The sequence below is a fragment of the Phytobacter sp. V69 genome, from assembly GCF_965644215.1.
Classification (GTDB): Bacteria; Pseudomonadota; Gammaproteobacteria; order Enterobacterales; family Enterobacteriaceae; genus Phytobacter.
Genome location: NZ_CBFFRL010000050.1, coordinates 12,725 through 28,068 on the forward strand (window position 1 = coordinate 12,725; position 15,344 = coordinate 28,068).

Below are 15,344 nucleotides of genomic sequence, written 5' to 3' on the forward strand. Positions count from 1 at the left end.
GATTTACGGCCTTGTAGTAGAAACAGAATTAACAAACCACTGCTGGATATTGCTCATCGCAGAATGCGAGGTATCCAGAATCGGCTGCGGATAGAAGCCAAGCAGTACCAGAAGTACAACCAGCGACAGAATCATCAGCAGCTCGCGCAGTGACATCCCTGGCAACTCTTTACTGGCCAGCTCGCTTTTTGCTTTACCGAAGTAAGCGCGATGAAGCATCGCCAGTGAGTAAACAGATGCGAACACCAGGCCAAAGGTCGAGATGACGGTAATCATCGGAACAACCTGATAGCTGCCGAACAGAATCATAAATTCGCCGACGAAGTTACCGGTGCCAGGCATACCCAGCGTGGCAACAGCGAAGAACATCGACAGCGCGGGCAGCCATTTAATTTTGCTCCACAGACCGCCCATCATACGCATGTCGCGGGTATGCAGACGCTCGTACAGCTGGCCGCACAGGATGAAAAGGCCGGCTGCGGACAGACCGTGCGCAATCATCTGAATCACCGCACCCTGGTACGCCAGTTGGCTGCCGGTGTAGATGGCAATCAGCACGAAGCCCATGTGGGACACGGAGGTGTAGGCGATAAGGCGTTTGATGTCGTACTGGGTGAAGGCCATCCACGCGCCGTAGAAAATACCGATTACACCCAGCCACATGGCGATAGGAGCAAACTCGGCAGAGGCGTTCGGGAACAGCGGCAGTGCGAAACGCAGCAGACCGTAGGCCGCGGTTTTCAGCAAGATACCCGCGAGGTCAACGGAACCTGCTGTCGGCGCCTGTGAGTGCGCATCCGGCAGCCAGCCATGTAACGGGACCACCGGCATTTTCACCGCGAACGCGATAAAGAAGCCCAGCATCAGCATGTACTCAACGCCGTGCGACATCGGGGTTTTCAGCAGGTCCTGGTAATCGAAGGTCCACACGCCCGTGGCATTGTGGTGTACCAGCACCAGCGCCAGAATCGCAATCAACATCACCAGACCGCTTGCCTGGGTATAGATGAAGAATTTGGTCGCGGCGGTGATACGCGTCTTCCCGTCGGAGGCTTTGTGGCCCCACAGTGCGATCAGGAAGTACATCGGTACCAGCATCATTTCCCAGAAGAAGAAGAACAGGAACATGTCGATGGCAAGGAACACGCCGATAACGCCACCGAGGATCCACATCAGGTTCAGGTGGAAAAAGCCCTGATATTTTTCGATTTCACGCCAGGAGCAGAGAACCGCCAGTACGCCCAGGAAACCGGTCAGCACCACCATCAGCAGGGACAGACCGTCCAGCGCTAAATGGATATTGATGCCAAAGCGTGGGATCCAGGGGAGTAAGAACTCCGATTGCCACTGCGGAATGCCAGCAGATTGCGTCAGTGAGTAGCCGCCCTGCAACCACAGTTGCAGGCCAAGCGCCAGCGTCAGTCCCATGGTGATCAGTGCGATCCAGCGCGGAACACGGACGCCAAAGCGTTCGGTCTGCCAGCACAGGAAGCCACCGATGAAGGGAATCAGTATTAGCCAGGGTAATAACATGGCGATCTTTATTCCTTGTTAAAGTCCCGTTCAGGACCGATTTTCAACGAATTCTCACAACAGAAAATTCACTTCGAATTGCGGGTTTTATTGCCCGGTGGCGCGCTGCCTGCCGGGTCTACAGTCCGTAGGTCGGGTAAGCGAAGCGCCACCCGACAATTCCCACAATCCTCAAACTCAACGCAATACCATCAGCAACGCCAGAATCACCACTGCACCGATGCTCATAGACGCCACATACCAGCGCAGATAACCGTTCTCGCTGAGCAGCAGACCTTTGCCTGCAAAGCGGGACAGAATTGCCGGGATGTTCATCAATGCATTCAGCGGATCGCGTTTCAACAGCCATGCCACACCGAGGAAAGGTTTGGCGAAGACGCGATCGTACAGCCAGTCGAAGCCCCACGCGTTGTACCACCAGGTACCCAGCAGACGGCCCGGCGCGCTGTTGGCGATAGATGTCACCAGGGTGCGTTTACCCAACCACAGCCAGGCAGCCAGCAGGATCCCGACGATAGCCACAACACCCGACGCCACTTCCAGCATGACCACGCTACCGTGAGCAAGCTCGGTGGTTTCCGGCAGTACGCCATGCAGCGGCGGAACAATCATCGCGCCAACAAACGTGGACAGTACCAGCAGCACAATCAGCGGCAGATGGTGGGTAATCCCCTTCCCTGCATGCGCGTGAATTTGTTCTTTGCCATGGAAAACGATGAAAATCATACGGAACGTATACAGCGAGGTCATAAACGCGCCGGCAAGGCCCGCTATCATCAGGTTGATATGACCGTTCGCTACGGCACCCGCAAGAATCTCGTCCTTACTAAAGAAGCCTGCAGTCACCATCGGCAGGGCTGACAACGCGGCACCACCCACCAGGAAGCAGACGTAAACCAACGGGATAGACTTACGCAGACCGCCCATCTTGAAGATATTCTGCTCGTGGTGGCAGGCCAGAATCACCGAACCAGACGAGAGGAACAGCAGCGCTTTAAAGAACGCGTGCGTCATCAGATGGAAGATTGCCGCATCCCATGCCTGTACGCCCAGCGCCAGGAACATGTAGCCAATCTGGCTCATGGTGGAATAAGCGAGAACGCGCTTGATATCGGTCTGTACCAGCGCGGCAAAGCCTGCCAGTACCAGCGTCACCGCCCCTACGATACCCACCAGATGCAGAATTTCCGGCGTTAACAGGAACAGGCCATGGGTACGCGCAATCAGGTAAACACCGGCGGTCACCATCGTTGCGGCGTGGATCAGCGCGGAGACAGGCGTCGGGCCTGCCATCGCGTCAGCCAGCCATGTTTGCAACGGCAACTGCGCCGATTTACCGACCGCACCACCCAGCAGCATCAGCGTTGCCCACTGCAGCATGGTGCTGCCGTTGGCAAAGTGCTGTGGTGCCAGTTCAACCATTTCGCGGAAGTTCAGGGTGCCCAGTTCGTTGTAAAGAATGAACAGCGCGAAGGCAAGGAAGACGTCACCCACGCGGGTCACGACAAACGCTTTCATGGCCGCTGCGCCATTCTTCGGATCGGTGTAGTAGAAGCCGATCAGCAGATAGGAACACAGGCCCACGCCTTCCCAGCCCAGGTACATCAACAGCAGGTTATCGCCCAGCACAAGAATGACCATGCTGGCGATAAACAGGTTGGTGTAGGCGAAGAAGCGGGAGTAACCCTCTTCACCGCGCATATACCAGGAGGCGAACATGTGGATCAGGAAACCGACGCCGGTGACCACAGAGAGCATGGTCAGCGACAGACCATCCAGCACCAGGCTAAAGCTGATGTTGAAGTTGCCAACGGACATCCAGGTCCACAACGGTTGGGTGAAACCCTGATGACCGTTGTTGATGAAATCCAGTCCGACAATCGCCGTGACCAGCGCGGATAAACCGATAGAACCGATACCCACGGTGGCAGACAGATTTTCCGACCAGCGCCCACGTGAAAAAGAGAGCAGCAAAAAGCCAATCAGAGGAAAAATAATGGTTAAGGCGAGCATGTTCATCCACGCATCTCACTTACTGAATCGATATTCAGATTCTGACGGCGACGATGGAGTTGCAGCAGCAACGCCAGGCCAATACTCGCTTCCGCAGCCGCGAGGCTAATGGCGAGGATGTACATCACCTGGCCGTCAGTCTGGCCCCAGTAGCTACCCGCGACGACAAATGCCAGCGCGGCAGCGTTGATCATGATCTCCAGACCAATCAGCATAAACAGCAGATTGCGGCGAATGACCAGGCCAGTAAGACCGAGAACAAACAGGACAGCGGCAAGGATCAGTCCATGTGTTAAGGGGATCATGCATGCTCCTCCGTTTTTCTTTTCGCGCGGTCGTCAGTGCGATTGCTCAGCACTTCGCCCATGCGGTCTTCACGACCCACATGGAACGCGACCACCAGACCCGCCAGCAGCAGCATCGACGCCAGCTCAACTGCCAGAACATAAGGTCCGAACAGCGTGATACCCACCGCTTTGGCGGTAATTGCCGTTCCTTCAATACCCTGATCGTTGATACCGGAGATGGCGTAAATCATCACCCCCAGCAGCACGGCGGATAACAGCGCCGGGCCAACCCACACTTGCGGTTTCAGCCACTGGCGTTCCTGTTCGATTTCCCAACCGCCCAGGTTGAGCATCATCACCACGAACACGAACAGCACCATAATCGCGCCCGCGTAAACAATGATTTCCAGCGCACCGGCAAAGTAAGCGCCAAGCGAGAAGAACACACCGGCAATCGCCAGCAGCGACACAATCAGGTACAGCAACGCGTGCACCGGATTGGTGTGGGTGATAACCCGTAGTGTCGCGAGGATGGCTACTAGGCCACAGATATAAAAAGCGAACTCCATTGCCCCTCTCCTTACGGTAACAGGCTCTTGACGTCGATAGGTTTGGCTTCGTTCTGCGCCTCGCCCTTATCTTTCCCGTCGATTGCCATACCTGCCATCCGGTAGAAGTTATATTCCGGATATTTACCCGGACCGGAGATCAGCAGATCCTCTTTTTCGTACACCAGATCCTGACGCTTGAACTCACCCATTTCGAAGTCCGGGGTCAGCTGGATTGCCGTGGTCGGGCACGCCTCTTCACACAGACCGCAGAAAATGCAGCGTGAGAAGTTAATGCGGAAGAACTCCGGATACCAACGGCCGTCTAGCGTCTCTGCTTTTTGCAGAGAGATACAGCCTACCGGGCACGCTACCGCACACAGGTTACAGGCAACGCAGCGTTCAGAGCCGTCCGGGTCACGCGTCAGTACGATGCGTCCACGGTAGCGCGGCGGCAAATAGACCGGCTCTTCCGGGTACATCTGAGTTTCGCGTTTTGCGAACGCATGCAGGCCGATCATCCAGATACTGCGCACCTGGGTGCCGAAGCCCACGAGTAATTCTTTTAAAGTCATGGTCTTTTCACCCCTTATTGCGCTTGCCAGAGAATGACAGCCGCCGTACCTAACAAATTGAGAAGCGTCAGCGGCAGGCACACTTTCCAGCCGAAGGACATTACCTGGTCATAACGCGGACGGGGTAATGCAGCGCGAATCAAAATGAACATCATCATAAAGAACGCGGTTTTAATCGCGAACCAGATGAATGGCGGTAAGAACGGGCCATGCCAGCCACCGAAGAACAGCGTCACCATCAGTGCAGAGATGGTCACGATACCGATGTATTCCCCCACAAAGAACAGACCGAACTTCATACCGGAATATTCAATGTGGTAACCATCGGCCAGTTCCTGCTCGGCTTCCGGCTGGTCAAACGGATGGCGGTGACACACCGCCACGCCTGCAATGGCAAAAGTGATAAAGCCAAAGAACTGCGGGATAACGTTCCAGATATCAGCCTGGTTATTGACGATGTCGGTCATGTTGAATGAACCGGCCTGCGCCACCACGCCCATCAGGGAAAGCCCGAGGAACACTTCGTAGCTGAGCGTCTGCGCGGAAGCACGCATCGCACCCAACAGAGAGTATTTGTTATTACTCGACCAACCGGCGAACAGCACCGCGTAGACCGCCAGTCCCGCCATCATCAGGAAGAACAGAATCCCGATGTTGAGGTCTGCCACTACCCAACCCGGGCTGACCGGCACGATAGCGAAGGCCAGCAGCAGCGAAGTAAAGGCAATCATCGGCGCGATGGTGAAAATCACGCGGTCGGTGAATTTCGGGATCCAGTCCTCTTTAAAGAACATCTTGATCATGTCCGCGACGATCTGGAGTGAACCACCCCAGCCTACGCGGTTCGGTCCGTAACGGTTCTGGAACAGCCCGAGCAGACGACGTTCGCCAAAACTCATCAGCGCGCCGCAGGTGACGACGACCAGCAGGATCACGACAGCCTTGATGATACCCAACAGAATGTCGATAAGATCCGGAGTTAACCAACTCATGCTTGCGCCTCCTGCAGATTTTCAAGACGTACTCCGGCCAGTACCGGTGCAATGCCCGGCATGCCCATCGGCAAACCAACCTGCCCTGCCGTCAGCCCTTCGGAAAGCTGCAGCGGCAGACTGATAGTCTGACCGTCGTAGCTGAACGAAATGTACGCGCCGACATTCACACCCAACTTCGCGGCATCTGCCGGGTTGAGTTTGATGTACGGCTCCGGCATACGGCTCTGGAAGACCGGAGAACGCTGAGACATTTCATCACTGCCGAACAGATGGTAGTAAGGCGCGATTCGCCACTGACCGTCCTGCGCTTCAAAGCCTGCCGGAACGGTAGTGAAGTAATCCAGACCGTTAGCCGAGGCTTCAATCAGACGCACGCCCGGATCGCCGTGGCGCAGAGAGCCACCCACCTCAGCCTGGAATTTGTTCCATGCTTGCGGGGAGTTCCAGCCCGGTGCCCATGCGAACGGGATTTGTGAACGCGGTGCGGATGGCTGGTTGTTCCCTTCCATGGAGAAGGCGAACATGGTGTCTTTATCCTGCGGCTGGCGCGGTTCGTGGACGCTGATATTGGCGCGCATTGCCGTACGACCACTGTAGCGGTGCGGCTCACGAGCCAGTTTCTGACCACGGATACGGAAGCTCGCGTCCGGGGCAGCGTCTTTGATACCGGCGAATTGCGGCAGTTTTTCAACCACAGCGTCGATAACATGATCTAGCTGCGTCCAGTCCACTTCACGGCTCTGCACGGTGCTGTGCAGGGAGTGCAGCCAGCGCCAGCTTTCCAGCATGATGGTTTTGTTGTCGTAGTAGCTTGGGTCATACACCTGGAAGAAGCGCTGTGCGCGGCCTTCGTTGTTGATAACCGTACCGTCGCTTTCCGCGAAGCTTGCCGCAGACAGAACCAGATGTGCATGGTCCATAATCGCCGTGCGCTGATGGTCAATCACCATCACCAGCGGCGCTTTATCCAGCGCGGCATTCACGCGGCTGGCAGCAGCATGACGATGCAGATCGTTTTCGAGCACGATAACCGCATCAGCGGCACCGGTTTCCAGTTCGGTCAGCGCGTCATCCAGCGAACCACCGCCCATCAGACCCAGACCGACGCTGTTGGTCGAACGGGCAATCATGGTGATACCGACATCGGCACCGCGGCCTTTCAGCGCTTTCGCCACGTTAGTGGCGGCCTGAATCACAGCGGCGCTACCGTTATTGGTACCGGAAATGATCAGCGGTTTTTTCGCCCCGGCCAGTGCCTGGACGATAACATCAACCTTGCCACGCAGGTCGTTGCTCAGACCGTCAACTGCCGGAGAAGCGTCATCCAGCGCATGAGCGATGGCGAAGCCTAAACGCGCCTGATCTTCAACCGGCGCACGGTAGGTCCATGCGGCAATATCGTCCAGACGGGTATCATCGACGTTGGTCACGAACAGCGGGTGTTTGGCGCGCTGGCCGATGTTAAGGATCGCCGCAATCTGCCAGTCAGCCACTTTCTGGGCCGCTGCCATTTCGCGTGCTTTGCCTTTCACCGCCTGACGAACCGCCAGGGCGACACGTGCACCGGTCTGGGTAATGTCTTCGCCCAGCACCAGAACTGCATCGTAAGATTCAATTTCGCGCAGCGCCGGGGTACGGATACCGCCTTCGCGCAGCACTTTAAGCATTAACTGCAGACGTTCCTGCTCGCCGTTTGCGATGCCGGTATAGAAGTTGTCTGCACCCACCAGCTCACGCAGCGCAAAGTTGCTTTCAACGCTGGCACGCGGGGAGCCGATACCGATCACTTTCTTCGACTGGCGCAGAATATCTGCCGCGCCCTGCATCGCCTGCTCGGCGTTGAGGGTGATCAGGTCATCGCCACGGCGCTGAACCGGCTGACGCGGACGGTCTTTCAGGTTCACATAACCATAGCCAAAACGACCACGGTCGCAGAGGAAGTAGTGGTTAACGGTACCGTTGTAACGGTTTTCGATACGACGCAGTTCACCGTAACGTTCACCCGGGCTGGTGTTACAGCCCAGCGAGCACTGCTGGCAGATGCTCGGCGCAAACTGCATGTCCCACTTACGGTTGTAACGCTCGGAGTGCGTTTTATCGGTGAAAACACCGGTCGGACAGATTTCTACCAGGTTACCGGAGAACTCGCTTTCCAGCGTGCCATCTTCCGGACGACCGAAGTAGACGTTGTCATGCGCGCCATACACGCCCAGATCCGCACCGTCTGCGTAGTCTTTGTAGTAACGCACGCAGCGATAGCAGGCGATGCAGCGGTTCATTTCGTGAGAGATGAACGGCCCCAGGTCCTGGTTGCGGTGAGTACGTTTGGTGAAACGATAACGACGGAAGCTATGACCTGTCATCACGGTCATATCCTGCAGGTGGCAGTTGCCGCCCTCTTCGCAGACCGGACAGTCGTGCGGGTGGTTGGTCATCAGCCACTCTACAACGCTTTCGCGGAACTGCTTCGCTTCTTCGTCATCGATAGAAATAAAGGTGCCATCGGTTGCCGGGGTCATACAGGACATGACCAGGCGACCACGCGTGTCTTCCGCGTTCTGATATTGCTTCACCGCACACTGGCGGCACGCACCCACGCTGCCCAGCGCCGGATGCCAGCAAAAATAAGGAATATCAAGGCCCATAGAGAGACATGCCTGTAACAGGTTGTCTGCTCCGTTAACCTCGTATTCTTTGCCGTCTACATGAATCGTAGCCATTAGCATGCTTCCAAAATAAATAATTCTTTAGATTACCAGCGCGTCTTAAGCAGGTTCGGCTGAATACCACTAATTGCCTGGGTATTGCTGAACTGCTGCTTGATGCCTGCCTCGAATTCGTCGCGGAAATATTTAATGGCGCTCTGCAGCGGCTCAACCGCACCAGGCGCATGCGCGCAGAAGGTTTTACCCGGACCGAGGAAACGACACAGTTGCTCAAGTGTCTCGATATCCCCAGGCTGGCCTTCGCCACGCTCTAACGCGCGCAAAATTTTCACGCTCCACGGCAAACCATCACGGCACGGTGTACACCAGCCGCAAGATTCGCGGGCGAAAAACTCTTCCAGGTTGCGTACCAGCGGCACCATGCCAATCTCGTGGTCCACGGCCATTGCCAGCGCAGTACCCAGACGGCTGCCCGCTTTACCGATGCTTTCGAATTCCATTGGCAAATCGAGGTGAGATTCGGTCAGGAAGTCAGTCCCTGCACCACCTGGCTGCCAGGCTTTGAATTTCAGACCATCGCGCATACCACCTGCATAATCCTCAAGGATTTCACGTGCGGTAGTACCAAACGGCAGCTCCCACAGGCCCGGATTCTTCACGCGGCCGGAGAAGCCCATCAGTTTGGTGCCAGCATCTTTACTGGTCGAAATGTTCTGATACCACTCCACGCCGTTCGCCAGAATCGCCGGGACGTTACAGAGGGTTTCAACGTTATTGACGCAGGTCGGTTTGCCCCACACGCCAGAACTCGCCGGGAACGGCGGTTTGGAACGTGGGTTGGCACGACGGCCTTCGAGGGAGTTAATCAGCGCGGTTTCTTCACCACAGATATAACGCCCTGCCCCGGTGTGCACGAACAGTTCGAAGTCAAAACCGCTGCCGAGAATATTTTTGCCCAGCAGACCGGCTTCGGTCGCTTCCGCAATCGCACGCCGAAGGTGCACCGCAGCTTCAATATATTCGCCACGCAGAAAGATGTAGCCACGGTATGCTTTCAGCGCAAACGCAGAAATGAGCATGCCTTCCACCAGCAGGTGCGGCAGTTGCTCCATCAGCAAACGGTCTTTGTAGGTACCCGGCTCCATTTCATCGGCGTTACACAGCAGGTAACGGATGTTCATGGATTCGTCTTTTGGCATCAGGCTCCACTTCAGACCCGTGGAGAAGCCTGCACCGCCGCGGCCTTTCAGACCGGACGCTTTGACCTCATTGACGATGTCGTCCGGGGCCATTCCGGTCAAAGCACGACGCGCACCGGCATAACCGTTTTTGCTTTGATATTCATCCAGCCAGACCGGCTGTTTGTCATCACGCAGACGCCACGTCAGCGGATGAGTTTCGGGAGTACGGATAACGTCTTTCATTTATACCGCTCCAGCAAGTCAGGGATAGCTTCCGGGGTCAGATGGCTGTGAGTGTCCTCATCGATCATCATGTTCGGACCTTTATCACAGTTGCCCAGACAACAGGTCGGCAACAGCGTAAAACGACCGTCGAACGTCGTCTGTCCCGGTTTGATATTGAGTTTTTTCTCAAGCGCGGCCTGAATGCCCTGATAACCGGTAATGTGGCAAACTACGCTGTCGCAGTAGCGGATAACGTGGCGGCCTACCGGCTGGCGGAAAATCTGGCTGTAGAACGTCGCCACCCCTTCCACATCGCTTGCCGGGATACCCAGCACATCAGCGATGGCGTAGATTGCACCGTCCGGCACCCAACCACGCTGTTTCTGAACGATTTTCAGCGCTTCGATGGACGCCGCACGCGGGTCTTCGTAGTGGTGCTTCTCGTGCTCTATCGCATCACGCTCTGCCGCACTCAGCTCAAAAGCCTCGGTTTCTGGTAATTGATTCTCGTGCATAATTAGCGGTCCACATCTGACATAACAAAATCGATACTACCCAGATAGACGATCAGGTCTGATACCAGGCTACCGCGAATCGCCGCCGGGATCTGCTGCAGATGCGCATAGCTCGGGGTACGAATACGGGTACGGTAGCTCATAGTGCTGCCATCGCTGGTCAGGTAGTAACTGTTAATACCCTTCGTTGCTTCAATCATCTGGAAGGATTCTTGCGCCGGCATGACCGGCCCCCAGGAAACCTGCAGGAAGTGCGTGATAAGGGTTTCGATATGTTGCAGCGTGCGCTCTTTCGGCGGCGGCGTAGTCAGCGGGTGATCCGCTTTGAACGGGCCTTCCGGCATGTTTTTGAGGCACTGCTCAAGGATGCGCAGACTCTGACGCAGCTCTTCCACTTTCAGCATCACGCGGGTGTAGCAGTCGGAAACACCGCCGCCCACCGGGACTTCGAAGTCGAAGTTTTGGTAGCCAGAGTATGGACGGGCTTTACGCACGTCGAAATCAATACCGGTCGCACGCAGGCCAGCACCAGTGGTGCCCCACTCCAGCGCTTCTTTCGCGCCGTAAGCCGCAACGCCTTTAGAACGACCAATCAGAATGGTGTTACGCAGCGCGGCTTTCTCGTAAGAGGCCAGACGCTTCGGCATCCAGTCGAGGAATTCGCGCAGCAGACGATCCCAGCCGCGCGGCAGGTCGTGCGCGACGCCACCGATACGGAACCAGGCCGGGTGCATACGGAAGCCGGTGATCGCTTCAACCAGATCGTAGATTTTCTGACGATCGGTAAAGGCGAAGAAGACTGGGGTCATTGCACCGACGTCCTGAATGAACGTGGAGATGTACAGCAGGTGGCTGTTGATACGGAACAGCTCGGACAGCATTACGCGGATGACGTCAACGCGTTCCGGCACCTTAATGCCCGCCAGTTTCTCAACAGCCAGCACGTATGGCATTTCGTTTACGCAGCCGCCGAGGTACTCGATACGGTCGGTATACGGAATGTAGCTGTGCCAGGACTGACGCTCGCCCATCTTCTCAGCACCACGGTGGTGGTAGCCGATATCCGGAACACAGTCGACAATCTCTTCGCCATCAAGCTGGAGAATAATACGGAATGCACCGTGCGCAGACGGGTGGTTAGGACCGAGGTTGAGGAACATAAAGTCCTCGTTGTCGGTGCTACGCTTCATGCCCCAGTCTTCCGGTTTGAAGGTCAGCGCTTCCATTTCCAGATCCTGCTTGGCTTTGGTCAGCTCAAACGGGTCGAATTCGGTCGCACGTGCCGGATAATCTTTACGCAGCGGGTGGCCTGTCCACGTTTGCGGCATCATGATGCGCGTCAGGTGTGGGTGGCCTTCGATATCGATACCGAACATTTCCCAGGTTTCGCGCTCATACCAGTTGGCGTTAGGGAAAAGTTTGGTGAACGTCGGTACACGCAGATCGTTTTCAGACAACGCCACCTTGAGCATGATATCGCGATTGCGTTCAATGGAAATCAGGTGGTAGAAAACGGAAAAATCCGCGGCAGGTAAACCCGCGCGGTGCGTGCGAAGACGTTCGTCCATGCCGTGTAAATCAAACAGCATGACGTAAGGTTTTGGCAGTTTCTTAAGGAAATCGCCCACTTCCAGTAACTGTTCGCGCTTCACCCAAACAACGGGTATCCCGGTGCGGGTAGCCTGAACGGTAAAGGCATCCGGCCCAAAACGGTTGCGCAGCTCGCCAATGACCGGATCATCAAGGTGATCCCGGGTCTGCCATGTGGCTTCTTGCGCAGTTAAGTCAGTCATATTGTTCACCATTGCAAAAGGTCCGTGGTGACTGTCAGGTAAGGCTCCGCGTTAGTTGATTATTAAAATGCGAAGTGTTTCCCATTACCTACAGGCGCAAATTAAATCTCGTCAGGTGTACGCAGATTCGTGACGGCAATACGTTCGCCGCGTTTACGCTCGCGCTCTGATTGCATATTGGCGCGATAAACGCCCTGATCGCCAACAACCCATGACAGCGGGCGGCGTTCTTTACCAATGGATTCCTGCAACAGCATCAAGGCCTGCATATAGGCTTCCGGACGCGGCGGGCATCCCGGGATGTACACATCAACCGGAATAAATTTATCAACGCCCTGCACAACGGAATAGATATCGTACATTCCGCCGGAGTTCGCGCATGCGCCCATGGAAATGACCCATTTCGGCTCGAGCATCTGGTCATACAGACGCTGGATAACCGGCGCCATTTTGGTAAAGCAGGTCCCTGCGACAACCATCAGGTCTGCCTGACGCGGAGAAGCACGCAAAACTTCAGCGCCAAAACGTGCCACGTCGTGCACCGCCGTAAACGACGTCACCATTTCGACATAGCAACATGACAGGCCGAAGTTATAAGGCCAAATTGAATTTTTGCGGCCCCAGTTCACCATATCGTGCAGGGCATTTTCGAGCTTGCCCATGTACACGCTTTTGTTGACTTCTTGCTCCAGGGGGTCAGTTACGATCTCCTGTTTTTGCAGGGGGTAACGGTCGTTCTCACCGTTGGGATCTATGCGGGTGAGCGTATAATCCATCTTATTGCCTCGCGGTTAGCGTTGACGATTAGTGTAGCTGCTAGTCTCCGGATTGATTCGTTCGCGGCGTGAACGCGCAGGCGTCCAGTCCAGCGCACCGATTCGCACCAGGTAAACAAGACCTGCCAGCAGCACTAAAATGAAAATTGCGGCTTCGACAAAACCAACCCAACCACTCTCGCGAATGGAGGTTGACCATGCATATAAATAGAGCGCTTCAACGTCGAAGATGACGAAGAACATGGCCACCAGGTAGAACTTGGCAGACAAACGAAGGCGAGCTGAGCCTACAGAATCGATACCGGACTCGAAGGGGACGTTTTTGTGTCTTGCACGCGCCCGACCTCCGAGGAACCGGCCACCGATGAGCATCAGGCAGCACAGGCCAATAGCGACAATAAGAAAGATAGCGAACGCCCAATGGTGAGCGATGATTTCAGTGGATGTTGACATACGCATTGCTTAGCTCAAAAGGTAGCGCTTAATACTCTGCTCTTCTCGGCAGATGGCGCTACATCGATTCATGGGGGGGAATAAAACCACACGTCAAGTAAGAATTTGACAAAGTCAGCCAAACGATGTGGGTTTTTACTCCTTTCTATAACCTTTTGTCAACTTTAACAAAAGTTTCCTCACATTAGTTTACATCGACAGCAATTCATTAACATTTAATGCCGTTTTCTTCATCAACCTCAATAAAGCCCATGATCTTTTAGGGTGTTGAATCGTGTCCGTTGTGAGGTTTTACAAATATTACCCTCTTATTTTGACAGGATTTTGCGCGGATTCCTCCCCCTCTGTGGGAGTATTTTCTTGATCTGTGACACGCTTTTGTTAATTCACCACTAAAAACGGCAACAAAATAGCTAGTTTTTTAACATGGATGACCATTACCAAAAACTATAGAACAAATGAGGTGAGATAGCAGGAGAGGCCATTAACTTACTGATTTAATGGACTATTTAAAGAATTGATGATTCAAAAAGCAATAATTTGTGCAAAAAACGAACCGATGACAGCGTTTTTCTGCCAGCGGCCCATTTTTACACTTACATTTTGTTACCAGTTTTTGGGGCCGTTGTTAGCCAAAATCCCCCTCAACCACCAGGGAATCACCTCCCCCTTCGGTGGCACTACTGCCGTAATGCCACGGATTTTGGTAGTGCTCCATTGCGTCGAAAATCACTTGCGCCAGCTCATTTTGACTGAGCGGATTATAGCAAAGCAGATATTCGGTCTCGGGCAAGAGAGGTAAGCCATCTGATTTACCCAACACCCGTAAATCAGGACTCATCATTTCAACGGGACGAGCGGTGATACCCAGCCCCGCTTTTACTGCCGCTTTTACCGCCGAAAGCGTAGATGCCACATAGGCAATACGCCAGGGAATATCCGCCGCATTAAGCGCATTAATCACCATATCGCGGAACGGGCTGGGTTCATCCAACAGAACCAAGGGCACCGCCTCACCTTTTTGCAGTACGAATTCCGCAGAACAGTACCAGTGCGTAGGTGAAGTCCGCAGCGTCAGGCAATCGAATTGACCTGGCCGGTTGGTGGTAACGATAAGATCCACATCATCTTCCTGCAGTCTGTCCCCGGCGAAGGGGTTGCGTTTGACACGCACATCCAATGCAAGTTTTGGATAAACAGAACTAATACGATTGAGCAGGAACGGCAAGATGGTGTCGGCGGATTCATCAGAAGCGCCAATTGTTAACACCCCTTGTAAATTGCTAAACATTAGCGATGTACATGCTTCATCATTGAAACGTAAGATCTTTCTTGCATAGCCCAGTAACTGAATGCCGTGCTCAGTTAACAGCTTATTTCGACCATGACGGGCAAAAAGCTCCTTCCCTACTAACTGCTCCAGTCTTTGCATTTGCTGACTTACCGCTGACTGGGTGCGACAAACTGCAGCTGCTGCCGCAGCGAACGTGTTCAAATCAGCGACCGCAACGAAGGTTCTCAGCAGATCGAGGTCGAGATTCAGTATCGGACGATTTGCATTTATCATAATTTTTCACTTACGGGTTCCTCACTCGGAGTTACCCGGCTTTATGCTGTGCGCGTAAGATTTAAGCAATTCCCTTTTTAATGTGCATCCAGCAGAGTTATCACCCTGGTCAACTTGACAAAAAGTTCTGGTGTTTATAGTTGGCGGATTCAACTCCGAAGTGCAACGCTAAGCCGCCAATCTTAGCTCTGCAAACACCACAGACGGTTGCCTGAAT

13 protein-coding genes are annotated in these 15,344 nt (G+C 54.5%); all 13 read right to left on the bottom strand.

Annotated features, from left to right (window positions below):
* Positions 1-3: 3 nt before the first annotated feature.
* A complete protein-coding gene (nuoM, locus tag ACSZPU_RS09380) occupies positions 4-1,533 on the bottom strand; it encodes an NADH-quinone oxidoreductase subunit M (RefSeq protein WP_498997888.1) in 1,530 nt (509 codons plus the stop codon).
* Positions 1,534-1,710: 177 nt separating this feature from the next.
* Positions 1,711-3,552, bottom strand: coding sequence for an NADH-quinone oxidoreductase subunit L (nuoL, locus tag ACSZPU_RS09385; RefSeq protein WP_498997890.1), 1,842 nt, complete (start codon positions 3,550-3,552; stop codon positions 1,711-1,713).
* Positions 3,549-3,851 (bottom strand): NADH-quinone oxidoreductase subunit NuoK, encoded by a 303-nt coding sequence (nuoK, locus tag ACSZPU_RS09390; protein WP_047369458.1) that lies wholly within the window; start codon positions 3,849-3,851, stop codon positions 3,549-3,551. The genes nuoL and nuoK overlap by 4 nt, the downstream gene beginning before the upstream one ends.
* Positions 3,848-4,402: an NADH-quinone oxidoreductase subunit J gene (nuoJ, locus tag ACSZPU_RS09395; RefSeq protein WP_498997892.1), complete on the bottom strand. Its 555-nt coding sequence runs from the start codon at positions 4,400-4,402 to the stop codon at positions 3,848-3,850. The genes nuoK and nuoJ overlap by 4 nt, the downstream gene beginning before the upstream one ends.
* An 11-nt stretch (positions 4,403-4,413) precedes the next feature.
* Positions 4,414-4,956 carry an NADH-quinone oxidoreductase subunit NuoI gene (nuoI, locus tag ACSZPU_RS09400; RefSeq protein WP_498997893.1) on the bottom strand — a complete coding sequence of 181 codons (543 nt, stop codon included), beginning with the start codon at positions 4,954-4,956 and terminating at the stop codon, positions 4,414-4,416.
* A gap of 14 nt (positions 4,957-4,970) precedes the next feature.
* Positions 4,971-5,948, bottom strand: a complete 978-nt coding sequence (gene nuoH, locus ACSZPU_RS09405) for an NADH-quinone oxidoreductase subunit NuoH (RefSeq protein ID WP_498997895.1) — start codon at positions 5,946-5,948, stop codon at positions 4,971-4,973.
* Positions 5,945-8,671: an NADH-quinone oxidoreductase subunit NuoG gene (gene nuoG / locus ACSZPU_RS09410; RefSeq protein ID WP_498997896.1), complete on the bottom strand. Its 2,727-nt coding sequence runs from the start codon at positions 8,669-8,671 to the stop codon at positions 5,945-5,947. The genes nuoH and nuoG overlap by 4 nt, the downstream gene beginning before the upstream one ends.
* Before the next feature lie 32 nt (positions 8,672-8,703).
* Positions 8,704-10,041: an NADH-quinone oxidoreductase subunit NuoF gene (nuoF, locus tag ACSZPU_RS09415; RefSeq protein WP_498997897.1), complete on the bottom strand. Its 1,338-nt coding sequence runs from the start codon at positions 10,039-10,041 to the stop codon at positions 8,704-8,706.
* Positions 10,038-10,538 carry an NADH-quinone oxidoreductase subunit NuoE gene (nuoE, locus tag ACSZPU_RS09420; RefSeq protein ID WP_498997899.1) on the bottom strand — a complete coding sequence of 167 codons (501 nt, stop codon included), beginning with the start codon at positions 10,536-10,538 and terminating at the stop codon, positions 10,038-10,040. The genes nuoF and nuoE overlap by 4 nt, the downstream gene beginning before the upstream one ends.
* A gap of 2 nt (positions 10,539-10,540) precedes the next feature.
* The gene (nuoC, locus tag ACSZPU_RS09425; protein ID WP_498997901.1) at positions 10,541-12,343 is read right to left on the bottom strand and encodes an NADH-quinone oxidoreductase subunit C/D; all 1,803 of its coding nucleotides are present in this window, start codon (positions 12,341-12,343) and stop codon (positions 10,541-10,543) included.
* A gap of 89 nt (positions 12,344-12,432) precedes the next feature.
* Positions 12,433-13,107: an NADH-quinone oxidoreductase subunit NuoB gene (gene nuoB, locus ACSZPU_RS09430; RefSeq protein WP_097161758.1), complete on the bottom strand. Its 675-nt coding sequence runs from the start codon at positions 13,105-13,107 to the stop codon at positions 12,433-12,435.
* A gap of 15 nt (positions 13,108-13,122) precedes the next feature.
* Positions 13,123-13,566 (bottom strand): NADH-quinone oxidoreductase subunit NuoA, encoded by a 444-nt coding sequence (gene nuoA / locus ACSZPU_RS09435; protein WP_498997902.1) that lies wholly within the window; start codon positions 13,564-13,566, stop codon positions 13,123-13,125.
* A 622-nt stretch (positions 13,567-14,188) separates the two neighbouring features.
* The gene (gene lrhA / locus ACSZPU_RS09440; RefSeq protein WP_498997904.1) at positions 14,189-15,127 is read right to left on the bottom strand and encodes a transcriptional regulator LrhA; all 939 of its coding nucleotides are present in this window, start codon (positions 15,125-15,127) and stop codon (positions 14,189-14,191) included.
* Between the last annotated feature and the right edge of the window lie 217 nt (positions 15,128-15,344).